The organism is Lacticaseibacillus paracasei subsp. paracasei (assembly GCF_000829035.1).
Classification (GTDB): domain Bacteria; phylum Bacillota; class Bacilli; order Lactobacillales; family Lactobacillaceae; genus Lacticaseibacillus; species Lacticaseibacillus paracasei.
Map to the genome: position 1 here is coordinate 1,222,225 of NZ_AP012541.1, position 23,269 is coordinate 1,245,493.

Sequence of the window (23,269 nt, forward strand, 5' to 3'; positions counted from 1 at the left end):
TCCGGACCATTGACATTCTTGCCGTGATTGATGCAGAAAGTACTATCTCTGCTAACACGAACCGGATTCAGGAGTACGTTGCTTTAGTTGAAAAGCTTAGCGTGCCAGTTCGTTCGGGCGCCGATACGCAACTCTATAATGATTTTAAAAATATGCTTGATGCCTACGATGATGTGATGAAGGGCATTCACAAACTTGAAGACGACCTTGACGAGCTGGCAAATGATATTGCCTTTAACCACGGCAGTCAGGAAGCAGGACATTTGCAAAAGATGCTGCGCGACAAGGCAATTCCTGCTTATCAGCTGATGTTGCAACAGGCAGCGCGGATTCAAGGATTGGCGAATGATCCGACTTTTCCCGACCAGATTGCTCATTCTCAGCAAGGTAGCGATGATCTCGATGCGGCGCACGCTGTTGGTCAGCAGGATGTTTTAGTTGCCCGATTACAACGAACGAAAAAATGGGCGGCCGCGCAGTTAACCCGACTTGCCTTGAGTATGAGCCCGACTTCCTCGGCCATTGATAGCAGTTTGGATTCAATCTATCTTGTGTTTAATACGTTGCTAGGCATCGTGCATTTATTGAGTCAGGAACTGGAACATGCAAAGCGCCAAGCAATTGATATCAAGGCGTTGTCGCGCCAACTAGATACCTTGTTATCTCATTACCAGCAGCTGGAGATTCCCGCCCGCGTGCCGCGTCATTTGCCAGTTGATCGCGAGGTTGAAGATGCCAGCGACTTGCTAGATGCCTCGACCATGGGACCTGTCCGTTATTTAGCCAATGCCGCGGTTAAAAAGCCGGCGAGCGAAGCGGACAATCCGACAGTGACGGATGACGCGCCGAGTGAACAGGCACAATTAGCAGGGTTGCGTGAGTTCCGGCAACAGTTGATGATTGATGACAATCACGGACGAGTTGATCATGATCTGACCCTGAAAACAGTTAGCGCCCGTGATGAGATCGTCAAATTGTTTGCCGTGACCTACCACGATGACTTGACTGGATTTGCCCCGTTTGGTCGGGATGCTCAGACAGTGCAATCAATAACGAACACACCACCATTGCAGTTGCGGGTCGCCGGTGAAGATTACGCGTGATGTTGCCGTGCGATTTCAGTTTTTCGTTTGCCTAGGGGGATTTTATGGCTAACATGACGAATCTTGATCGATTGATCATCAATGAATTGCTCGATCACGGGGTATTCACAACGACGCCGTTGGCAGCCGCGACCCAACAAAGCCGTGCTGCCATCGCTGAGCTTAAAAAGCCGTCTGTGCAGCAACGGATCGGCAATTATTTTAAAAATCTGCTCGGTCTTGCACCGGACAATTTTCAGGAGAACTTATTGTTGTTGGCGGGCACCGCTAAGCTGAATTCAGCGCAGGTGCACGTACTTTTGGCAACGGTAAAAACGGTGATCAATGAGCCTGAATTGCAAGGCAAAGATGAGGATCGCGCAGTTGCAACGCAAAAAATTGTGCGGCAGGTGCACAGTGAAGTGACGGAGCTGGACGAACGCGAAATCTTGCGGTTAATCGACAGCTTGTTTGTGAAGCGGTTTGGCTTGTTCACGCCGGATCGGTTAGAGGAAGACCAGGAGAACACCCCAGCGGAAATTGACGATTATTGGGAGGTCAGTCCGGACTTTAACGAGTTTGCCCAAAACTTAGTGAATCATTTGGGCCAATCCGCGCCCGCAAACGACTTGAATGAGCTGCAACAGGTGAGTCGAGTGCTGCTGGCCGAGCAGTTTATGAGTCCGAAAACCAACCCGCAAACTTGGCCATTGCTCGTTGCTCATAAAGAGGAGATCGCTGACCAATGGCGCCAAGGCGGCCGGTTTATCTTAGAAGTCGGTGACCACCCTAGATTGCAATAATAAAGTTACCACCTAGAAAGAGGCTTGCTCACTGCTTGAACTGGGGTTTGCCAACGGAGACATTTTCTAGGTTTGTTATTGATAAGCGCTGTGGCTTGTTGAATATCGGTCTCTGAAACCTGATCAAACTGTGTTCCCTTCGGGAAATAGTAGCGAAGTTCTCGATTGAACCGTTCATTTGTGCCCCGTTCATTCGGGTGATAGGCGTGGCAAAAGTAAACCGGTATCCGATAGCGCTTTGTAAGCGCCTGATCGCAGGAAAACTCTTTACCGTGATCAACCGTCACTGATCGAACCGGACCCGGAAAGTCCACCATCAGTCTTGCAAATCCCTTGAGAACAGCATTTTGTGATAAGTTTTCAAGCTTAGTTGTCGCCATTAAACGTGTCACCCGATCGACAATGGTCAAAACAGCAGCCTTTGACCCGCGACCACCGCGAACTGTATCCATCTCTAAATGTCCTTTTTCGGTTCGCCGATTAGCTGACTCACTGCGAATCTCAATTGAGGTGCCTACTGCTTGGTTATAGCGCGACCGAAGGTCTTGTCTTCTTTTATGACGTTTACCGTGATCAAAGAGTTGGCTTGGCTGAAAATCGACTTGTCTTTGATAAATCCAGTGGTAAATCGTGTGTGGCGCACAGTGAACGGCATAACCGACCATTTCAGGGGACCAACCTAGGTTTAGCTTCTCAGTTACCATCCGCTTCAACTTAGGCGTTAAAATCGAGTGCCGACCACAACGATGCCGACAAGTATCGGCATGATCCTGAGCTATAATGGCGCAGTAATCACCTTCAGGGCAACGGTGAAGCTCATGCCTAATAGAAATACGAGAGCGGCCTAAGGTCGCGGCGATGTATTGAATCGTGTGGTGTTGCATCAGTTCTATCTGAGATCGTTCAATTAAGGTTATAATGGCCATGGGACCTGTCCTTCTCTCTAGATGGTATGTTATGCAAACACCATTTTAGCAAGAACGGACAGGTCTTTTTTCACATTTTCTGGGTGGTAACTTTAATTATGCAATCTAGGCATATTCAAGAAATCCAACTTGATCCTTACAGTCAACGATTTGCCCGTAATGCAACGAATCAGGAAAAGTTGACCCATACTAAGCAAGAGGTTGTTGCATATACAGCGCAACTGGCCGACCTTAAAAAGGCTGCAGACGAGATTGCGGCAAGTTTAGAAGTATTGCGCGAGGCCAAAGCTGAACAGGACCAACTGGTGAAGCGCCGTGAACAGTATGATCAGCAGATTAAGAATAGTCAGGCTCAACTCGATCAATATCGCGGCACTGAGATCAAAATAACGACTTTGGAGAAACAACTGACTGACTTAACAGCAGCCCAGGCGAAGTTGGCGCACCAACGAGATGCCCATGTACAGAACAATCTGACGCCGCTTAAAGTACGGCTTTTAGCGCGGACGAGCGTGCTCAATGACTTTTCCAGCGTTATGGCTGATGACGATTGGTCGGTGATTGAAGACCAATTGAGTCATTACATGCATCAGTTAACTGCCGCGAAGGTTCAGTATGATGGTATTGAGGAAACGATCAATCGCCTGAGCGCCGATGTCGGCATTACTAAACAGATGCAGACTAAAATGGGCACTGCGATTGATGACCGCGTCCAAGGTTTCGGCAGTAATCGGGTTCGTGAAGGATTGCAAAAGGATAACACCAGCATTCACGAGGCTGGTGCGGCGCAAATGAATACGCAATACCAACCGTTACGTGATCAACAGGCCGCCATTTTGGCCAAACATCCTGATCTGAAAGTTATGTTGCAAGATGCGACAATTTTGCCGCAGTTGAAAGCAATCCGGAAGCAATCCGGAAGCAACTCAAACCATTAGTGGCGACCTTGAGAAACTTGCTGACGGAAATTGCTGGCAACGAACGAACCCAAGCATCGCTGCGAGACAGAATCGCGGAACTAAAAGGCACAATTGATCCTGATTTCGATGCAGTTAAACTTGCTAATACCATTGCCAAACTAAAGGCAGATCGCGCCGCTCTGAAAATTGACCCTGAGTTACCACAGCGTTTGGCAGCGGCAATCGCCAAGCAAAAGAAATTCACGCAGCAGCTTCAGGCCGTTGAATCGGAAATTAATCGGCGGCAAGGGATCATCCAAACACTAACCGTCACAATCGAAACCGACTCAGCACAGTTGCACCTGCTCGCCACTGACATTGTGTCGAAGTTGAAAACTTTAAGTCCGTATCTTCCTGACGATGTGCATTTAGCGAAAGTTGACGAGCTATTGGCATTTGCCCACAGCAATCGCAGCCGGATCCGCAGCAGCAACTTTTCGGACATTACCAATCAAATTAGCCGCCTCATTCATAGATCGGATGGGCACGGTGAAGATTTGAATGCCTTGGATGTTTTGTTTGCTGACCGCGGTTTCCCGGCTGAAGCCAGCGCCATGCGGCAACAACGTTCTGTTTCAGAAAACGGCTTGACGATTGTTGCTTTTGATATCAATGAAGCGCTGAAATTGCTATATGATGATCACGCCGCTGTCGAAAAGGCGCTTGCTGAAGAAAAAAGCGGCAATGACATGGCCTACACGACCTTTGTTCAGGCAGACGTGGCAGCGATTAGTGCGCAGTATCAAGTTATCGAGACCTACAATCAAATTTTGGCAGAAGGCGCCGGTCACCAGCACATTAAGCTGAAAGTTGAACTGACGCCGATCAACGGCATTGCCCCAGAAGCAATTCAAGAAGCCTGCGACGCCCAACTGCAACAACGCCCCCATCTCGAAGCCTTAGTGAAACAGCGCCTTGATCAATTGGCGAACAACACGGAAATTTCCAATGACGACGAAGCCTTTTTTACGACGGCGGAGGAACTACTTGATACCCGCGAGTGGTCTGACTTCAAGGTCTTGATTCGCCGCCGCCAAAGTGCTGACGATGATTTTGAAGTGGTTGATGACAAATTCGTTCAATCCGGTGGGTCCGGCGCTGAAAAGGCGCAGGCCATGGTCTTGCCATTGCTCATAGTGCCAAAAATGGTCCTACAACGCTCCAATCGCGCTGATGCCCCGCATTTGGTGATGTTTGACGAGTTTGCGGACAAACTGGATCCAGAAACTGCGAAGTCGTTTGCGAAAACGATTGTCAATTTTGGCTTCAGTTTTATCGCCACCATGCCAAGCGGCGCGCAAAACAAACTCTTGGCAGATGGGGTTGATAACATCGTTTGGGATGTGATGGGTTCCCCGCAACAAGGTGACGGGAAATTCCACCTTAATCGCGTCCAACAAAACTTTATTTGGAAAAAGGACGACTAATCAGAGAATCGTGGGGTAGTAGAAGTGAGCTCATATATTGACGCCTTTGAAAAGGTCACCGGGCAGCCGGCACCGCCGGAAGCTGGCAAACTCGATCAACTTTTCAATCAAATCAGACAAGGGAAAACGTTGCCGCCACGCGGGCAGCAAGCCGTTGCGATGGGATTAACTGCGCACACGCTTAATGACGCACGGGAAGACCCAGCACTTTTTGCCTATTATCGCTGGGTCATGACCCACTGCTTTAAATCGGGTCAGGTCAACGAACTGACTGCCCGACTCATCGGTATGGCCTTTACCTCGGCTAATATTTTTGACACCGACTTGCCCCAACCGCTGACCCTCAATCCCTGGCAGCTCACACCTATGCTCGACTTTCCACTGAAAAACAAACAAGCCGTTGTCATCGAAAACAACGGCGTCTTTGCTTTACTACACCAAGAACATCCCGACTGGCCGTTAATCTTACAGTCTGGCAACGACTTTAACGAGGTTTATGTCCAACTCATCCAACGACCTGAGGCGCGGGGGATGCGCTACGTCTACCTCGGTGATCTCGACAGCGCCGGCATTCAAATGGCCGATCAGTTTGCAAGGCTGTTGAAGCAAACATCAGCCGAAGAAGTGGCGGCGTTGCAACAACCAACCGATGTTCGACTTTGGTTAGCTGATCTTGGCAAAATAGACGTTCGCCGCACCAAGCAACGCAAGGTCGTCTCGCCGGTCTATCAAGCAGAGATGACGACGATTGCACTTTTTGGGAAGTTTATTGAGCAGGAACAGTTGATGGGGGTTTATGAGGAACGGATTGCTGAGTGGCTTGAAGCGACAGAAGTTTGATGAAAAGCTATTTGATAAAGGCCCTATACACATTAGGAGAAACTATGGTTACTTACACAATCAAAAACTATCATCCAGAAATGCTGGAAAGTTGGCTTCGTTGTCGCGCCTTGGCCTATATGCGAAGTTCGTTTCAAGACGAAATCACGGCTGAAAAAGAGCATGTTTCGGCTGACAATGGCATCTCATTAGTTGCCGTCAAGGATCAGCAGGTAATTGGCATTGCCGAGGCGATTTTTTTAGATCATGGTGAGGCAAAGGCTGAGTCATATGGTTTGCCTCCAAACACTGTGCTTACAACACTTGATACGCTGGCGGTGCATCCTGATTATCAGCATGTCGGGATTGCCAAAGCATTGCTGACACATTTAAAGAAGCAGCTAGAGTCACGAGGAGGCGTTTTGCTAATTTATACGCTAGATGATGAGGCGGCAAATGGATTATACAAGACAATTGGCGCCAAACTTTGTTATAAAGCCTCAATTGTTCATGGCCACAGTCCCCACAATCACGTGCCGCAATGGACTGATTTTCAGGTGACAAAAGATGGAGAAGTTACTGTTTATGATGAACACGGTAATGAAGTCCCATATGGGCAAGATATGGAAACATACTATGTCGGTAAGGTCAGAAACTTCAAAGAGCTTACGAGTATTAGTGAAATTGTGACCGAGCATGTGTATACATTGGCAGTCTAAGCAAGATCCATCTTTATGAATTGATAAATGATTCAACAAACCTTGTTTACTGCAAAAATTAAGTTCATGTTTTTTCGTTAAAAGTTTGATCAATAAAATGACCAATCCGTAGTGATCGATCTTTGAGGACCGGTTGAATTTTACTTATTTAGCGGCTGTTGACCTAGCCAGGTACAAAATATCTTGCAGAACCGGTTTCACAATAGTGGTTGTTGAATAATTCATAACGTATGATGGCAGTTACGCTTCCTTTTGTGCGAAGAAAAAGCCAGAAATTCGGTTGAATTCATCTCACATGATGTTATCCCACTGTGTTTACATTGGGATAATTCGTGATATAATTAAGTTGTTAGATAGGAAGGAGTGGTTAGCAATGGCAGCCACAAAGAAAGAAACTCGCTTGAATATTCGTATTGATCCTGAATTAAAAAGTGCTGCTCAAATCGTAGCAAATGATATGGGCATCGACTTGACCGCAGCTGTTACGATGTTCATGACGAAAATGGTGAAGGATCACGCCCTCCCGTTTACCCCAACAAGTCTACCAGTTGAAACCTTACAGGCGCTGAAAGAAGCAAAGCACCCAGAGCTGCTCAAAAAATACAGCACACCTGATGACATGTGGAGAGACTTGAATGTATAGTCTGGTTCCGACGCCTACATTTAAGCGCGATCTAAAACGACTCTCCAAGAAGCATTGGCCGATGGACGAACTAAAGACGGCTGTTAATCTCCTAGCTGCTGGTACAAATGCTGAACTATTAAGCAAAAAGTATGCAGATCATGCCTTGTCTTCAAGCAGCGAGTGGAAAGGATATCGTGAACTACATGTTGACGGCCCTCGTGGCGGCTGGTTGCTAATCTATAAAATTAAGCAGCAAGATCTTATTTTAACCCTAGTTAGAACCGGATCTCATCATAACCTTCTGGGTAAATAGAATTACGAAAGGCCGTCCAAAAAGGGCGGCTTTTGTGTTGTGGTCAACCAGCAGATTCATTCGTCAATATACACGTGACTTAACGCCAATCCTCAATCAGCGATTAGAAATCGCGAACTCGTCGGCCCAGTAAAAATGTTCAGTTATCCAGATGGGTTGGGTGATCTGGGGAAGTGAGCATCAATAAGATGCCAATCTTTATCATGCAGGGTTGGAACGAAAATTTAACCCAATGGTGACACGGTTCATCACTTAAAAAGGTGGACTATGGGTTACAACGGCCAACTAAAATATCGATTATCAATTCTTTGGTGACTAATAGAGTGAAGCTGCCACCTTTGCCTGACAGAAGAAATGCGTTGATTGGGTTCATCATGAAGGCAAATAAGGCGACTTATTTGGCGAATGACCGCGGCTTTGATGAATGGTATGTCAAACAGTATGAGCACTGGTTGGAACAGGAAGCTTCTGTTGGAAAATAGTAAGGGTTGCCGATGGCCGTCTATCAAATTCGCACGAAAACCATTTTGCTGGGTAAAACGCTGATTTTATGGCTTTAGTTTTGAGATGAGCGTAGGTTAAGCTTAAGATGTTCGTGGATGACTATTAGAAAGTTTTCAGTCACAGGACTAGACGGCTTTCTAGAGCAAAGCAGTTTCAAAACGGCACTTGAATTTGCAAAAAAATTGCTAGGGGTGGTTGCAGTGAACGGCAAACTTGGACCAATGCTTTACAAGGTTGGCGATATCGTTAACTGGTCAGACGGCACCGAGAAACATGTAGGCGAAAATATCATTGCTGATTTTGGCGGCTCATTGGAAATGTTGGGAGAGCAACATTCTTATGACATTAGAAGTGTGCTGAATGGGAAACCAACACTTGTCAAACATATTCCGGAAGCTTGGATCAAGCAGCGACTTTCGACTAAACTTGAACGTCAAAAAGGTCTGGAAGAGTTGCGCGCCAAGGCAGCACAGTTTGACGATGACGCGTCTCGGACTGAATTTGATCCTGAAGATGGCTTAAACATGGCCACTCCAGATGGATATTATGAATTTGAAACGTATTCAGGAAGTCGTTATCAAGTTGCCATTCATGGGAAGAATCGGCAACTGATCCGAAAAAATGCCACAGCCGCTATGCGTCAGGACGGCGTCGCTATCGAGATCATCTATATGGAAATTATCCCGGATCGATCGGGCTATCTTGTTTTAGAACCTTTGGGGGAAGGCGAGGTAACAACACGACTGACTTCGCAGGTCGTTCGTGTTTGGCGAATCGAAATTTCATGAGGCGGCTTACTTTCGACTTCTTGCCAAAATAGTCGATTAGCCACGCATTGTGAGTGCGTAACGCTACCTGACGATCATTGTCATAAGCGACTGGCCTTTTGGAATTTTTCGTGATCGAATCACCGAGCCAGAGTGGTCACTGATGGCATGAGGTTTTATATCAGGCAACTGGTTGTTATAATGGTGACTGCTGAATAACTAATTATCTTGACTAGAAATCGTGAGGAACAACAACTTGATTGAAGAACAAACTGTTCAATTAGTCCAACAAAGTTTAACCGACATCACCGATCGACAGATTAATACCGTTTTGAATTTGATGCAAGAAGGCAACACGGTACCATTTATCGCGCGTTATCGTAAAGAAATGACAGGCAGCCTTGATGAAGTACAGATTCAGGCAATTGAGGAAGCTTATAAACGTGCGACTGCTTTGCAAGATCGTAAAGCGGCCGTCATTAAAAGCATCGCTGAGCAAGGAGCACTGACTGCCAAGCTGGAACAGCAGATTCAAGCCAGTACCAAACTGCAAGATGTGGAAGATATCTATCTACCATACAAGCAGAAGCGCCAGACCAAGGCGATGGTGGCTAAGTCGCGCGGCCTTGAACCATTCGCCAAATGGTTGCTTGCTTTTCCAAACGGATCTCTTGAGCAGGAAGCCCAGAAGTACGTTGATCCAGCCAAAGAAATTGCCACCGTCCAGGATGTTTTAGATGGTGCCCACGAAATTTTGGCGGAGACTTTTAGCGAAATGGCTCCGATTCGTAACTGGGTGCGCAATTTTACCATGCGCACAGGAACCATTAGCGCGACAGTCAAAACGAAGGGCAAAGAACTAGACGAAAAAGGCGTTTATCAGCAATACTACGACTTCGAGGAACCCGTCAAGAAGATGTCCTCAACGCGTACGTTGGCGATCAATCGTGGGGAAAAAGAGAAAATTCTGACGGTTAAAGTCAAAGTCGACACTGATGCTGTCCTGCATTACTTCCATTTTAAAATTATCGACAATCGGCCCAGTACGGAAGCAACGGCGTTTATTGAGGACGCTTACGAAGATGCATACAAGCGATTTGTTGGGCCAGCGATTGAGCGGGAAGTACGGAATGCATTAACAACTGATGCCGAAGAGAAATCCATCAAGGTTTTCGGCCAAAATCTGTACAACTTGCTGATGCAAGCACCAATCAAAGGCAAGGTTGTGTTAGGTTTTGACCCGGCATACCGCACTGGCTGTAAATTGGCCATCGTTGATGAAAATGGTAAGTTCTTGGCCAAGGCTGTGATTTATCCGCATAAACCAGCACCAGAAAAAAAGCGTCAGGAAGCCGCACCAGAACTCATTGCGCTGCTTGAAAAGTATCAAGTGACGATGATTGCGATCGGTAATGGCACGGCTAGTCGGGAATCCGAGCAATTTGTCGCCGAAACGTTGAAGCAGATCAAGCGTGATGTTTTTTACGTGATCGTGAATGAAGCAGGGGCGTCAGTTTACTCTGCGAGCCAAGAAGCGCGTGATGAATTTCCCGACTTGCATGTGGAACAACGCAGCGCCATCAGCATTGCGCGCCGCCTACAAGATCCGCTCGCCGAACTCGTCAAAATTGATCCAGAGTCGGTCGGTGTTGGTCAGTATCAACACGACTTGCCAAGCAAAGATCTGTCCAATGAAGTCGATGTCGTGGTCGAACGCGCTGTGAACCAGGTCGGCGTGAACTTGAACACAGCCAGTTACCAACTGCTGACGCACATTTCCGGCCTATCTAAAACCATCGCAACTAATATCGTGCACTACCGCGATGAAAACGGCCGCTACAACAGCCGTGCAGAGTTGAAAAAGGTGCCACGTTTAGGACCGAAAGCATTTGAGCAATCAGTAGGATTCCTACGCATTATCGGCGGCAAAAATCCGTTAGACAACACCGACATCCATCCTGAAAGTTATCCAGTCGCTAAAAAAGTTCTGGCGGCAGCAGGTGTGACCGCCGCTGATTTAGGCGATGCAGCAGCAGTCGCTAAAATTCGCGAGGTACCCATTGCGCCATTGGTAAGTGAAGGGGTTGGTGCTGAAACTGCGAAAGATATCATCACCAGCCTGCAAAATCCGGGCCGAGACCTGCGTGACAACATGGCCGCGCCTATTCTGCGACAAGACGTCTTGACAATGGAAGACTTAAAAGTGGGGATGAAGCTAGAAGGCACCGTCCGCAATGTCGTTGACTTCGGCGCATTCGTTGACATCGGTGTGAAACACGATGGCCTCGTCCATATCTCCAAGATGGCGCGCAAATTTGTGCGTGATCCAAAGACCGTGGTTGCCATTGGTGACATTGTCGAGGTTTGGATTGAGTCGGTTGATTTGGCGCGGGAACGGATTCAGTTGACGATGGTGGATCCGGCGATGGGTTAACCAGAAGCCAATTTGATCCTAAATAGTAATGGCTAATGATACTCGAATAAACGGACCGCTATTTCTATTGCTGGTAAAAAAGCAATCTTAGAAATAGCGGTCCGTTTAATTTTGCCCAAAGTCTGAGCGATGGTAGTTATAGGTCAAAAGGTTGGGAAAAGTTTTATGCTATCGCTACTTTTGGAAGAATATTTTTCGCCAGTCATACAAGTCCGCTGCGAATGGTGCGCGCCCATCTGTATGGCGTAATGGCGAATGAGGTGGTACATCATAAAATGTTTTCCGGACAGGTACTTCGCGCTGTACCCATTCGTAAACTGGTTTAGCATTGACTGGTTTCTTCGGCCACAGTAGTAAATCGTCAAGTAGATGAACACGTTCGTACACCCACACCAACGTCCAAGGCTGAGCGGCATCTTGAAGATCACTTCTGAAAGCATAATCAGAAATATCCCAAGATTCGTAAACTCGCCGATAACGATTGCTCTTGCCACTCAGCAAATCGTCAAGTTCTCCACGCTTCATTTTTGCGCGAAGATTGCGATTTGCTACCTGTTTCATGCCTTGGTTCCAGTCTTTAACAACGGGATTCTTTTTAAAGCTTCGACTCATTATGAGCACTCCTTTCAGGGTACTCAAAGGTCGTGGATGCGTTTCATGTCATCATCTCCTTAATGCGTTTTCTTGATGATAGTGTAACTGATTACTTGTTTGAAGTCACTTCAGAAGCGTTCATATGCCTAGAAAATGAGATTCTGACGCGATTTAAAATTTTGGATGTTGACTGGTTTTAACACTGAGGGTTTTAAGCCCTCTTTATCCGGTCTTTATGAAAAGTCACGCATGGCCAAATCTCTAACTGAATAATTTGAGCTACTCATTAATTGAGCTTTGATTGAACTCAAAGCCTTCTGAGCAACAGTGGAAGATTCATGAATTTGAACAACAAGATTTCTTTTTACCACGTTATTTGTGTCAGAGACCAGTCTTTGGAGTTGGCCAAGAGCAATTTCGGAGTATTGTGAATCACTGGATAGGCACACTAATGACTGAAAAATGTTCATCAGTAACTCATTTTCGCTCTCCCTTGAGTTATGGGTAATCAGAAATTGCAAAATTGGGGGTAATGTGCTGCTGAGTTTTGATCTGTAAAGGGCCAAAGGAATAAAATCGACCAACAGCTCAGAAACAAAGCGAAGGTATCGCGGGCTGGTGTCAAGGGTAAGTGTCAAGTGTAATTTTCCTGTGTCGAGGCCTGAAACTGCTATATCGGTAAATGAGCGGATGGCATCAATTAAAGAAGTGGGCGTGCTGATCTCAAAGAAACCTGAAGGCTCGGCGGTAATTTTACTGGTTTGAATTTTTTTAATTATCATCTCAAAGTCTTCATGACTACCATTCGACTGTGAGAGCAAAGTCATAAGCAGCTCAGTCGCAGACTGTTTTGTACTAATAATCTGGTGAGGATTGTTAAGTGTGTCGACAATTTGTTCGAAGACCTGTCCAGTAATTTGGGAGTTCAATCCCGCGTGTTTTTTTATTGATATATTTAATGTGGCAAAGGGGTCATTTGCGAACCCGACAATTACTTTACCATGTTGCTTTTCGTTTTGTGATTTCATTTCGGAAAGTTGTTCTTTCAAAAAATCATTACAGCCGATCTCCTTCTGGTTGTTCCAAATGAAAGGAAATATGTCTCTGTTGAAAAATGTCCCATAGTTTTTTATGAGGCATCTTTTTAGCTCCGTTGATTCGGTTGGCCAAGCAGACAAAACAGATAGGATTGCGAGTCGGATTTTGCCCATGAAGCGTGTTTGATCCGAGTTTTTCACAATAGCGAAGAGAACGGCGATGACACGATGGCGTTGATCAATTTGAACAGCTGTATAATCTATCGCGCCAACTATGATGTCCGCTAACTCCTCATAGTAGCGCTTTGATGAAGGAGTTAGAACCTCCAAAATAGCAATAATATCATTTTGTGGAATTCTAAAGCTGTTTCGGAAGAGACCCAGAATATCAATGGTAGGTTGCACAATGAGGACTGGTGTGGTTGCCCATGCTTTTATTTTTGCGTAAAGAACTGTCCATGTATCATCAAAGCTTTTGTCTGACAGATAGTCACCGACGAGGCGAAGCGTACTTGCTTCTACACCTAATTTTTCGGTGTCTACAGGGTATGACTGGGATGATTGGAGAAGGGAAAGCGCGTCCTCTTCAGAAAACTGTCCCACTAAGTAGTTGTAGTGCTTGATCCATAGGGCCATTCTCTCATGGGAATCTCCCATAAGCAGCTGATTTTGTAACACGTCTCGTAGATACTCTACATTTTGGTATTTCTTCAATAACATTTCAGAAATAATATTAAGATTCTTTGGCAGTTGCCGGATCTGTGCAATTGATCCGTTGCATGCAGCTAATACAAATGCGTCAGTGAGTGAATCGGGATATAATGCAATCCCCGGACCATATGAACTTTCCTGCGTAGAAGAAGCAGTCAAAGTCTTGTTCTCTTCTTTCCTTACCCAAGAATAGACACGCTCAAGTGAGTGGTCAATTCCAGGGTAATAGAAAGGTTGAGGGAATTCGTCAAGTTGTTTTTGATATGGATTTTCACTGTGCCATTGATTTTTTGCTTCGCCTTCGATATTTAGTAAGTTGCGGAGGTCGATAAGGGTGTCTTGAAACATCCATGTGGGAACTTCATTGATCTCTACAGTCTTTGCAATTCCTTGAGCGTCTTTAAAGCTTCCTCTGGTTTGGATGAGAAGAATAAGTAAACTGCTTTTAATCTGGCAGTAAGCACCTTCTTCAAGGCCTCAGTCAAAATTACTTTAGAGTTTGCAGACTGGATTCCAGAAAGCATTAATTTGTCCCAATCAAAAGGTAATCGCTTGTTAAAGAAAATTCGTAAGATTAGATTGCTAACACTTTCATCAATAGCGGAGGCTGGAGCATCTCGTTTCTTTTCACGACTATCGTGAAAAACTAGAGTTCGAATCATTTCTTTAGAAAGGCCTATCTGGTTGAACATTGCTTTTTCAAAAAGAGATGAAGAGTCCAGAGCAAGCGGTTCGTCAAAAGTAGTTGTAGTGGATTGATCATTGTCAAGGACGGGAGAGTTCTTGTCGAAAAAGGCCTTATAAATGGTAACCATTTGATTGAAGAGGATGTTCTCAATCTCGTCTAGGTAATCATCGCTTTTTGGGAGCTCCTGCACCCAACTGCTCTCGCCCTGAGCCAGTGGCTGTTGTTTCATTTCTGATCCTTTGTCATTCTTGGCTGGTAGAATACAAAAGAGTCTTGGAATTTGGCGATTTCTAGCTGCCGTAATCTCTATCTGCACACCAGTGGGTATCGGGTACTCAGAATCTAAGAGTACAATCACAAGGTTGGAGTCCGCAAGTTGAGTTAGATATTCAGTCTTTAAGTCCAAAATTGAGGAACTATCATGTTCTAGAATAAACGGCTCGATGAACGAGTATTTAGCTAATCGTTCGTTTAGAGAAGTTCTCAATTCAAGAATTCTTCGCCTCTCTGGGTTGCCGGGATTTTTCATTGCAGAGCTAATAAATATACGAAGAGGACGCAATTTTTCTCTTTTCATTTTTCTATCCTTTAGCTAGTTCTGTTATCCAGGTGTCTTCGAGTTATGGATTATCGACATTTGAACTTCTCTCTGCATCTCATCCAAATAGAGGTTGATGTATCGTCGGTGGAGCTATTGAGCAATGGCCAATGTATCATTTGTCTGCCAAGCATACATTTGAATAATATCATCCAGATAAGCGCGTTCTTTCTGATCATCACCGTCATCATGAACGAGTTCCGCCTTTGCAAAGATGTTCTGTACAAGTGTAATCCGGTCAACCAGACCATTGAGTGAATATTCTTGATGCTCGAGTCTATTAGAATGCCATTTTTGCATCTCGGGTTGTCAATCCTTAACTCATTGGGAGTCACGTTAAGTGCGTTGCAAAATTGCATAATCGTTTCTACGGATAGTGTAAACACTCCGCGTTCTATCTTAGAGATGGTCTGTTCGATCGTACCGATCTCAGCAGCAAGGTCTTTTTGAGTTATTCTCTGAGCTTTTCTCAACTGTTTGATATGCAAGCCAATTTTGCTCTCAACTATTTTTTCTTTGTTCATATTGGCCCTCATTTCAATTGGTCTTAAACTTGTAACAACCTCAGCAACTCTTTGCGTAAAGCCACTAGTCTGGTTGAAACCCATTGAAACATTTTTAGTGTTTGTCGTCCAGCATAATAGGCCTGATTCTGTTTCTGGCTAGCTATAGTGAGAACAAGCATTTTAGTATTCATCAAAGAACACTAAAATACCGATTCGTCTGGGGATATCTCATTCGCCGCCAACGCCCCCGATACTTAATAGGGGATAATAATGAAAGAGTGAGAGTAAAGCACAAGGCTAAAAATTCGGCAACCGCAGCTCTCAGGGTGCGGCGGGACCGGTTAGCTTTTGACGACTGGGGTGAACAAGGAGTGAAGACGTTGAAAGAAGTTCTAACAGCAAGGCCTGCGAACACAGATTTCGGGTTTGATTATCTCACAAGACTATTACATCTTGCTGATGATCGAAAAAAACACGCCCAAGATGGACGTGTTCGACAATTGTTTGACCTATTGAACTGAGTGCACGAAACTGCACGAGATAGATCGCTGCAAACGCCGGTGTAACAGCATTTGTGCCCAAAAGTATTAAAGTTTCTGGTTATAGTATTCAACAACCAGTGATTCGTCAACTTCTGGTTCGAGTTCGCCACGTTCTGGTAAACGAACGAGGGAACCGGTCTTCTTAGTGTCGTCAAAGGTAACGTAGGCCGGACGGGAAACGGTGTTCTCGATGGCTTCATTGACGATAGCAAGGTTTTGTGAACGTTCGCGAAGAGCGATCACTTGGCCAGGCTCTACTTCATAAGAAGGGATATCGACGCGCTTGCCATCAACGGTGATGTGACCGTGGTTAACAAGTTGGCGTGCTTGCGGACGGCTGGAAGCCAGACCCAATCGGAAAACCAGATTGTCCAAACGGGTTTCGAGCAGGATCATGAAGTTATCACCATGGGTACCTTCTTTGATCTTGCCGGCGCGCAGGAACAAGTTCTGGAATTGGCGTTCGTTTAAGCCGTACATCCAACGTAACTTTTGCTTTTCACGCAATTGTTGGCCGTATTCAGAGATCTTACGACGGTTGTTGGCACCATGATCACCAGGTGCATAAGGACGACGAGCTAATTCTTTACCAGTGCCGGAAAGGGAGAGGCCAAGACGACGGCTCTGCTTCCAGCGAGGACCAGTATAACGAGACATATAGATATTCCTCCAAGATTTTATTTGGAGTAAAATAACGAATTGCGGCTTTAGCACACGGGCAGTCCTGCAAAGGTTCACCTTTGCAGCCGCGGTTACTACTGTCACCGGCTTAACGCCGAGGCAGGACTGGAGCCGACCATGCCGGCCACTGCTGCATTATTTTACACGCGTGCTAGTATACCGTGTTTAGCGCAGCAGTGTCAAGGTGCGCCGCCAACGTCTCACCAAACTTAGTGAGGATGGCTTCGTCATTTTCACTAAACCGATCCAGTGTTGGCGAGTCGATGTCCATGATGGCGACCACCCGATTGTCAACTGTGATGGGAACAACGATCTCAGCGTTGCTGGCAGAGTCGCAAGCGATGTGGCCAGCAAATTCGTGAACGTTTGGCACACGCAGCACAGCGTTTTGGGCGTAGCTGGTGCCAACGACACCGTTGCCTGGCTGAATGTGCATGCAGGCGACTTTACCTTGGAATGGCCCGAGGTCAAGCTGGCCAGTTTTATCATTATAAAGGTAGAAACCTGCCCAGTTGAGGTCAGTCATCAAGTCGTTTAACAAAGCGCTGGCATTGGCAAGTACTGTAATTGGGTTAGTTTCGCCGGTTAGCAAGCCGTCTAATTGGTCAACAATGATGGGATCAAGGGTCGTCATTTAATCAGTCCTTTTAGAGAATTTATGAAAAGCGATGTGTAGGCCTTTTAACTGAAGCCTTTTTTTGCGATACTTGTACTTAGGATATTCTCACATTTTGATGCTTAACGGCATTTTAGCCGCGAAGCTGTCAAAATGCAATTGAAATGATAATAGGTAAAGCAGAGGGTGTAGGGATGATCTGGTTCTTTGTTATCGTAGTGATCATAGTTGTCGCTGCCGGCGGTGTCTGGTGGCTGCAGCATTATTTTCAGACTCGAATCAAGAACTTGGACGCGCAAGTCGAAGCGATCGACGTTGGTGCGCTGTCGAGTCAGATTCGCAGCATCGAGCAGTTAAAGTTAACTGGCGATAGTCTGGCAACGTTCAGCAAGTGGGAACGGGCCTTTGATCAGTTGAATGATGACGACTTGGCTGACCTACAGAAGATTCTGCTTGATCTGGAGGACCAGGCCAAGCGTTTTCGCTTTGATCATGCCCAGAAAATTGCTAAGGTGCTGGAAGCAAAAATTGACACAGCCCGCCAACAATATGACTTGATCAGCCAAGCCTTACAAGACATTCGGCATGATGAGGCGGATAATCGCAGCAAGATGTTGCAGTTACGTGATGATTATCAAGTGTCGCGTAAAACGATCCTCGCCAAAAGTTTTGTCTTCGGGGATGCCCAGCCGGCTTTGGAGCAACAGTTGCAACAACTTGCTGAACTTTTTCAAAAAATTGACCAGATTAATAATGATGGCGATCATCAAGCTGCCAAGAGCGAGATAAAGCAGTTAAGTGAAGAGATGGCGGCATTGCGGCGTCAAGTTAAAGAATTGCCACCGCTTGTCAATGAACAGGTGAACGAATTCCCGGCGCAGATTAATGAAATCGAGCATGGCTATCGGCAGTTGACAACGGCTCATTATGTTTTCACTGATGATATTCCGGGCATGGTCGAGGATGTTAACGAAAAGATGGCTGACGCTAACACCGCGCTTAAGTCGCTTGATGTGGACGCCACAGAAGCGGCTAACAGCGAAATTGAAGCTGAGATTGATAAGATGTACGCAATTATGGAAAAGGAAATGCAGGCTAGAAAGCGCGTCGATGCTGCTGCGCCAGACCTGCGCCAATTTATTGATCACGCCTTGCGTCAAAATCGCGAGTTGCAGACAGAACTGGATCATTTGAATCAGAGCTACACGTTGAATCACAATGAAATCAAAATTGCCAAGGATTTAAAGACGCAGCTTGATTCGATCGATGCCAACTATATTAAGGATACGGATGCGATTGAAGCTGGTAAGGCCGTGTATTCTGATGTGATTGAGCGGTTTGATGCCACCAAAGATGAGTTGACAGCGATTGAGAAGCAGCAGGTTCAAATTAATCAAGCGGTCGCAGGCTTAAAGAAAGGCGAGATTGTCGCCAACAAGCAGGCAGAGAATTTTGAACTGGATATGCGTAACATCAAACACGAAATTTTACGGCATCACCTACCTGGTTTGCCACAAGATTATGTGAGCCAGGTCAAGCACGTCACTGCCGAGATCGAGCAATTAAACCATGATCTTGATCAAGTGAAAATTAACATGGATGCGATTGCGAAGTTTCTGATTAAAATTGCCAGTGATATTGATGCGTTGAAAAAAGCTACCAGCGCTTTGATTGACGCTGCGGGTTTGACAGAAGAATTGATGCAGTATGCCAACCGCTATAAAACAACAGTGAAGCCAGTCGCCGAAGCAGTGCATCAGGCTACTGAGTCGTATATGCAATTTGATTATAAGCAAGCCGCGGATACCTTAGCGACGGCATTGGAGCAAACCGAAGCCGGAAGCTATAAGAAGGTTGAGGATGCGTACCTTGCGCGGAAGAAAGCTTCATTATATTAGTGATTCGGATTTGGGAAAACCAGCCGGTGGTGGCTGGTTTTTTGTTTGGAGGTTGTTGTTGTGCGAATTTGTGGGTAATTTTCGTAGGACTTGTTGTACGAACTTTCTGATGTGATCTAGGCTCCGATAAACGCGCTCGCCAGTCCAGAAACCTGCGTGTAAGGACCTTGGTCGCAATGGTCAAAGTGCGACCATCACGCCCAAGGCCACTTACACTCCGGTTTCTGCCGGACTGGCTCGTACTCTTGAAACTTACTAACTTTTTGTCTATAATTCAACGCAGTCACAATAACGGAAGGGGCCGGCAGATGATTTATTTTGATAATAGTGCGACGACGAAGATTTCGCCGGAGGCATTGGCTACTTATAATAAAGTCAGCACGGATTTTTTTGGTAATCCGAGTAGCTTGCATGCATTAGGTACGCGGGCGAATGAGGTTCTGCAAAGTTCACGGGCGCAGATTGCTCAGCTGATCGGTGCGAAACCAAACGAAATTTACTTCACCAGTGGTGGTACCGAAAGCGATAATTGGGTGATCAAGGGAACGGCGATGGCGAAGCGTGAATTCGGCCGGCACCTGATTACAACCAGCATTGAGCATCCTGCGGTCATTAATACGATGAAGCAACTAGAAAAATTGGGCTTTGACGTGACCTATCTGCCGGTCGATCATCGCGGGTTTATCAACATTGATGATCTCAAAGCAGCGATTCGCAAAGATACGATTTTGGTCTCGATTATGGCGGTCAACAATGAAATTGGCAGTATGCAGCCGATTGTTGAAGCAGCACGCGTGCTGGATGCCTATCCCAATATTCACTTTCACGTTGATGCTGTGCAGGCAGTCGGCAAGGGGCTGGATGCTGCCTTGCAAGATCCACGGATTGATTTTATGAGCTTTTCGGGGCATAAGTTCCATGCTCCGCGTGGCACAGGGTTCATCTATGCCAAGGAAGGCCGGATGATCGCGCCATTGCTGACAGGCGGTGGCCAGGAAAATGACTGGCGCTCAGGCACGGAAAATGTGCCAGCGATTGCCGCAATGGCGAAGTCACTACGGCTCCTTTTGGCCAATGAAGCGGATAACGTGGCTCGTCAGCAAGCTGTTCGCAAACGAATTTACGATCATGTCAGTCAAAAGCCAAAGGTGACGATGTTCAGCCAATTGACCCCTGATTTTGCCCCGCATGTGTTGTGTTTCGCGATTGCCGGTGTCCGTGGCGAAACAATCGTCCACGCTTTCGAGGCGCAAGCTATTTACATTTCGACAACTAGTGCCTGCTCCAGTAAAAAAGGAACGGAAAGCAGTACACTCGCGGCAATGCATACCGATTCCCGGATTGCAACGTCAGCGATTCGTGTTAGCTTAGATGAAGCGAATACTTTGGCTGAGGCAGATGCTTTTAACAAGGCATTTGATACGATTTATGCGAAGTTTGCTAAACTTGATAAGGCGACCGTTTAACTGAAAGGATTATAGTATGCAATATTCAGAAATTATGGTTCGTTATGGCGAACTTTCGACAAAAGGCAAGAACCGTCAAGCCTTTATCGGCCGGTTAAACGGCAATGTCACCCGTGCCTTGCACGAATTTCCCAATCTTACGATTCGTCCTAAGCGTGATCGGATGCATATCGAATTGAATGGGGAGCCGAGTGATCAGGTGATGGCTCGGTTATCACAAGTTTTTGGCATTCAAAATTTTTCACCAAGTATTGCGGTTGAAAAAGATATGGATAAGGTACATGCAGTTGCCTTGCAATTAATGAACGAAACCGCGCCAAAGGGCATTAGCTACAAGGTCAACACGCGCCGCAGTGACCACGATTTTGCCTTAGATACAAACGCCATGAATTTGGATCTGGGTGACTATCTGACAGATAAGCGGTCTGATTTGGTTGTTAAAATGCATCAGCCCGACATGATTCTGCGGGTTGAAGTCCGGCGCGAGGCGATTTATTTGTCCACGAAGACCATTCAAGGGGCAGGTGGGTTGCCAGTCGGGACTGCCGGCAAAGCAGCTTTGATGCTAAGTGGCGGCATTGATTCGCCAGTGGCTGGCTATTATGCGTTAAAGCGGGGTGTGGACATTGAGATGGTTCACTTTTTCAGTCCGCCGTACACCAGCCAGCAGGCACTCAACAAAGCTAAGCAACTGACCGCGAAGTTGACGCCATATGTCGGCCGGATTTACTTTATCGAAGTGCCATTTACGGAAATTCAAGAGGAAATCAAGGCGAAAGTGCCAGAAGGTTATCTCATGACCGTTCAACGGCGATTGATGTTGCGGCTAACGGAAGCCATTGCTCAGCAGCGTGGCGATCTCGCGATTTTCAATGGCGAATCGGTCGGTCAAGTTGCCTCGCAAACATTGGAGTCGATGGCGGCAATCAATGATGTGACAACGATGCCGATTATTCGACCGGTGGCAACGATGGATAAGAATGAAATTATTGCCGAAGCCGAGAAAATTGACACTTATGATTTGTCGATCATGCCATTTGAAGATTGCTGCACGATTTTTGCGCCGCCTTCACCGAAAACTAAGCCAAAGACGGATCGCGCGCGTTACTATGAAAGCAAAATTGATGTCGCCGGCTTGATGGATCGCGCACTGGCTGGCGTGAAGATTCAGGAGATCAAGTCATCGGATCAATTTATGAATCAAGATCAAGATGTTATTGCTGAATTGCTTTAAAAAGAATGCCTGTTGTTTGCCTATTGATGATAGTGGTCATGGCAAACAACGGGCGTTTTTATTTAATAAAGGAAACATTTCACAAAAGCTGAGACTTTTGACGGTTTTCATCTTATGGTTATCTGTGGTGATAAAGTCAGAAGCACAGACCAAACTGCCCGGTCGCTGACAGATGATATGATAACATCAGTACAATCCTAACGATTCATGCCAGTCATTACTTTTGAAAAAAGATAGCCAAGCAAGCCGAATTCTGGTAAGCTAATATGTGAAAAGAGTAACAAAAGCGTGCGGAGGTGTTCAAAGTGGTAGTCAGCAAGCAGGCGTTATCACAGGCAACAATTAAACGGATTCCCGTGTATTATCGAACGGTTAAAGACTTGCAGCAGACCGGCGAGAAACGGGTGCGGTCTGATCGATTAAGTAAATTGGTGCACATTGCCCCAGCAACGATTCGACGTGATTTTTCTAATTTTGGCGATTTAGGCCGAAGTGGCTATGGCTATTCGGTTGACTTGCTTGCACAGGTTTTTGGCGAGTTGCTTGAAGTCCACTCAGAAGAACAGATGGCGTTGGTGGGTTGTGGTAATTTGGGCCGTGCCTTGCTGACGAATAATTTTCGCCGCAACCCTGATCTTTCTATCACGATGGGCTTTGACACCGATCCGCAATTAATCGGGACAACGATTGCCGGCGTGCCGATTTATGATTTGGCCGCTTTATCTGAAAAATTGCGTCCGAGTATGCACACCGCTATTGTCTGCGTCCCAAGCTCGGCCCAAGCTGCAGTGGTGCGCCAATTAGAAGCGCAAAACGTCACTGCCATTTTGACCTTTGCTCCCAAACCGGTTCCTGCCAAACCGACAACCACGATTCGCTACATTGATCTCACCAGTGAACTGCAAGCCTTATTGTTTGTCGATCATCAAAAGCAGGTTAAACGAGTGTCGCAAGGGTAGCACAACTGAGCCGTAGCAGGCTATGTTTCCGAAAAGGATAGCGCTAGCGATTGACCCGTCAAAATCAACGAGTTATAATTCAGCTAATGCAATGATCAAGAGGGCCATGGTCTTTTTTTCCAGCGACAAGGTGGTTGGTGCAAACCTTGAAAAAGGCTATGGTTGTAGCTTGTGAGCTGCCGTCCTGAAGTGAGTAGGGAGCGGCCGGTGACAGCCGTTATCCTGAACCAAGTGGGGGATTGTTTCCCAATTTAGGTGGTACCGCGAGCTGACTCGTCCTAATTTTTTTAATTAGGGCGGTTTTTTTTATTCTCGTAAGTCAGCTTGCGGGCCGCGTTACTGCAGGAACAGAAAAAAATGT

Annotated in this window: 18 protein-coding genes, 4 pseudogenes and 1 other annotated feature; of the genes and pseudogenes, 14 read left to right on the forward strand and 8 right to left on the reverse strand. The window is 46.2% G+C overall.

Annotated features, from left to right (window positions below):
• Positions 1–23: 23 nt before the first annotated feature.
• Together LBPC_RS06120 and LBPC_RS06125 are read left to right on the forward strand one after the other, a co-directional pair.
• Positions 24–1,138 (forward strand): annotated as a pseudogene (locus LBPC_RS06120) (hypothetical protein); the annotation flags it as partial.
• Between the two features lie 9 nt (positions 1,139–1,147).
• Positions 1,148–1,870 (forward strand): annotated as a pseudogene (locus LBPC_RS06125) (hypothetical protein); the annotation flags it as partial.
• Positions 1,871–1,890: 20 nt separating this feature from the next.
• Here LBPC_RS06125 and LBPC_RS06130 read toward each other — a convergent pair.
• Positions 1,891–2,811, reverse strand: a complete 921-nt coding sequence (locus LBPC_RS06130) for an IS30 family transposase (protein WP_003574021.1) — start codon at positions 2,809–2,811, stop codon at positions 1,891–1,893.
• A gap of 107 nt (positions 2,812–2,918) precedes the next feature.
• On the opposite strand from LBPC_RS06130, the pseudogene LBPC_RS17445 reads away from it, so the two are divergent.
• From LBPC_RS17445 to LBPC_RS06165, 8 genes and pseudogenes are all read left to right on the forward strand, one after another.
• Positions 2,919–5,197, forward strand: a pseudogene (locus LBPC_RS17445) (SbcC/MukB-like Walker B domain-containing protein); the annotation flags it as partial.
• A 24-nt stretch (positions 5,198–5,221) separates the two neighbouring features.
• Positions 5,222–6,037, forward strand: coding sequence for a DUF2399 domain-containing protein (locus LBPC_RS06140; RefSeq protein WP_003661098.1), 816 nt, complete (start codon positions 5,222–5,224; stop codon positions 6,035–6,037).
• A 44-nt stretch (positions 6,038–6,081) separates the two neighbouring features.
• Complete coding sequence (locus LBPC_RS06145) at positions 6,082–6,735, forward strand: GNAT family N-acetyltransferase (protein ID WP_003570049.1); 654 nt, start codon at positions 6,082–6,084, stop codon at positions 6,733–6,735.
• Positions 6,736–7,108: 373 nt separating this feature from the next.
• The gene (locus LBPC_RS06150; protein ID WP_016365698.1) at positions 7,109–7,378 is read left to right on the forward strand and encodes a type II toxin-antitoxin system RelB/DinJ family antitoxin; all 270 of its coding nucleotides are present in this window, start codon (positions 7,109–7,111) and stop codon (positions 7,376–7,378) included.
• On the forward strand, positions 7,371–7,673 hold the full coding sequence (locus LBPC_RS06155) for a type II toxin-antitoxin system YafQ family toxin (protein WP_003661092.1): 303 nt from the start codon (positions 7,371–7,373) through the stop codon (positions 7,671–7,673). The genes LBPC_RS06150 and LBPC_RS06155 overlap by 8 nt, the downstream gene beginning before the upstream one ends.
• A gap of 359 nt (positions 7,674–8,032) precedes the next feature.
• Complete coding sequence (locus tag LBPC_RS17385; protein ID WP_003570053.1) at positions 8,033–8,155, forward strand: hypothetical protein; 123 nt, start codon at positions 8,033–8,035, stop codon at positions 8,153–8,155.
• A gap of 117 nt (positions 8,156–8,272) precedes the next feature.
• The gene (locus LBPC_RS06160) at positions 8,273–8,965 is read left to right on the forward strand and encodes a hypothetical protein (protein ID WP_003661089.1); all 693 of its coding nucleotides are present in this window, start codon (positions 8,273–8,275) and stop codon (positions 8,963–8,965) included.
• A 235-nt stretch (positions 8,966–9,200) separates the two neighbouring features.
• A complete protein-coding gene (locus LBPC_RS06165; protein WP_016383421.1) occupies positions 9,201–11,378 on the forward strand; it encodes a Tex family protein in 2,178 nt (725 codons plus the stop codon).
• A gap of 174 nt (positions 11,379–11,552) precedes the next feature.
• Here the strand turns inward: LBPC_RS06165 and LBPC_RS06170 are convergent, their stop codons facing one another.
• The 7 genes and pseudogenes from LBPC_RS06170 to LBPC_RS06200 all read right to left on the reverse strand — a co-directional run bounded on the left by LBPC_RS06170 (position 11,553) and on the right by LBPC_RS06200 (position 17,369).
• Positions 11,553–11,990: a hypothetical protein gene (locus LBPC_RS06170; RefSeq protein WP_003661085.1), complete on the reverse strand. Its 438-nt coding sequence runs from the start codon at positions 11,988–11,990 to the stop codon at positions 11,553–11,555.
• A gap of 215 nt (positions 11,991–12,205) precedes the next feature.
• Positions 12,206–14,068, reverse strand: coding sequence for a hypothetical protein (locus LBPC_RS06175; RefSeq protein ID WP_003661081.1), 1,863 nt, complete (start codon positions 14,066–14,068; stop codon positions 12,206–12,208).
• A 23-nt stretch (positions 14,069–14,091) separates the two neighbouring features.
• Entirely contained in the window at positions 14,092–14,985 is an 894-nt protein-coding gene (locus LBPC_RS06180; protein WP_003661079.1) for a hypothetical protein, read from the reverse strand.
• Positions 14,986–15,099: 114 nt separating this feature from the next.
• Positions 15,100–15,306, reverse strand: coding sequence for a hypothetical protein (locus LBPC_RS17240; protein ID WP_225441067.1), 207 nt, complete (start codon positions 15,304–15,306; stop codon positions 15,100–15,102).
• 20 nt (positions 15,307–15,326) lie between these two features.
• A pseudogene (locus LBPC_RS17510) lies at positions 15,327–15,614 on the reverse strand (helix-turn-helix domain-containing protein); the annotation flags it as partial.
• A 485-nt stretch (positions 15,615–16,099) separates the two neighbouring features.
• A complete protein-coding gene (gene rpsD / locus LBPC_RS06195) occupies positions 16,100–16,711 on the reverse strand; it encodes a 30S ribosomal protein S4 (RefSeq protein WP_003565106.1) in 612 nt (203 codons plus the stop codon).
• 175 nt (positions 16,712–16,886) lie between these two features.
• A complete protein-coding gene (locus LBPC_RS06200) occupies positions 16,887–17,369 on the reverse strand; it encodes a GAF domain-containing protein (protein ID WP_003565108.1) in 483 nt (160 codons plus the stop codon).
• Positions 17,370–17,545: 176 nt separating this feature from the next.
• On the opposite strand from LBPC_RS06200, the gene ezrA reads away from it, so the two are divergent.
• From ezrA to LBPC_RS06220, 4 genes are all read left to right on the forward strand, one after another.
• Positions 17,546–19,249 (forward strand): septation ring formation regulator EzrA, encoded by a 1,704-nt coding sequence (ezrA, locus tag LBPC_RS06205; protein ID WP_016376546.1) that lies wholly within the window; start codon positions 17,546–17,548, stop codon positions 19,247–19,249.
• A gap of 308 nt (positions 19,250–19,557) precedes the next feature.
• Positions 19,558–20,715 carry a cysteine desulfurase family protein gene (locus tag LBPC_RS06210; protein WP_003574834.1) on the forward strand — a complete coding sequence of 386 codons (1,158 nt, stop codon included), beginning with the start codon at positions 19,558–19,560 and terminating at the stop codon, positions 20,713–20,715.
• Between the two features lie 16 nt (positions 20,716–20,731).
• Positions 20,732–21,949, forward strand: a complete 1,218-nt coding sequence (thiI, locus tag LBPC_RS06215) for a tRNA uracil 4-sulfurtransferase ThiI (protein WP_003661070.1) — start codon at positions 20,732–20,734, stop codon at positions 21,947–21,949.
• A gap of 305 nt (positions 21,950–22,254) precedes the next feature.
• Entirely contained in the window at positions 22,255–22,908 is a 654-nt protein-coding gene (locus LBPC_RS06220; protein ID WP_003570094.1) for a redox-sensing transcriptional repressor Rex, read from the forward strand.
• An 82-nt stretch (positions 22,909–22,990) separates the two neighbouring features.
• Positions 22,991–23,192, forward strand: a binding site (T-box leader).
• Positions 23,193–23,269: the final 77 nt, after the last annotated feature.

Coding starts and splice junctions, on each gene's coding strand:
- LBPC_RS06180 (WP_003661079.1), bottom strand. CDS start 14,985: ATGAAAAGAGAAAAATTGCGTCCTCTTCGTATATTTATTAGCTCTGCA.
- LBPC_RS17240 (WP_225441067.1), bottom strand. CDS start 15,306: ATGCAAAAATGGCATTCTAATAGACTCGAGCATCAAGAATATTCACTC.
- rpsD (WP_003565106.1), bottom strand. CDS start 16,711: ATGTCTCGTTATACTGGTCCTCGCTGGAAGCAGAGCCGTCGTCTTGGC.
- LBPC_RS06175 (WP_003661081.1), bottom strand. CDS start 14,068: ATGTTTCAAGACACCCTTATCGACCTCCGCAACTTACTAAATATCGAA.
- LBPC_RS06145 (WP_003570049.1), top strand. CDS start 6,082: ATGGTTACTTACACAATCAAAAACTATCATCCAGAAATGCTGGAAAGT.
- LBPC_RS06210 (WP_003574834.1), top strand. CDS start 19,558: ATGATTTATTTTGATAATAGTGCGACGACGAAGATTTCGCCGGAGGCA.
- LBPC_RS06130 (WP_003574021.1), bottom strand. CDS start 2,811: ATGGCCATTATAACCTTAATTGAACGATCTCAGATAGAACTGATGCAA.
- LBPC_RS06200 (WP_003565108.1), bottom strand. CDS start 17,369: ATGACGACCCTTGATCCCATCATTGTTGACCAATTAGACGGCTTGCTA.
- LBPC_RS06150 (WP_016365698.1), top strand. CDS start 7,109: ATGGCAGCCACAAAGAAAGAAACTCGCTTGAATATTCGTATTGATCCT.
- ezrA (WP_016376546.1), top strand. CDS start 17,546: ATGATCTGGTTCTTTGTTATCGTAGTGATCATAGTTGTCGCTGCCGGC.
- LBPC_RS06160 (WP_003661089.1), top strand. CDS start 8,273: ATGACTATTAGAAAGTTTTCAGTCACAGGACTAGACGGCTTTCTAGAG.
- thiI (WP_003661070.1), top strand. CDS start 20,732: ATGCAATATTCAGAAATTATGGTTCGTTATGGCGAACTTTCGACAAAA.
- LBPC_RS06155 (WP_003661092.1), top strand. CDS start 7,371: ATGTATAGTCTGGTTCCGACGCCTACATTTAAGCGCGATCTAAAACGA.
- LBPC_RS06170 (WP_003661085.1), bottom strand. CDS start 11,990: ATGAGTCGAAGCTTTAAAAAGAATCCCGTTGTTAAAGACTGGAACCAA.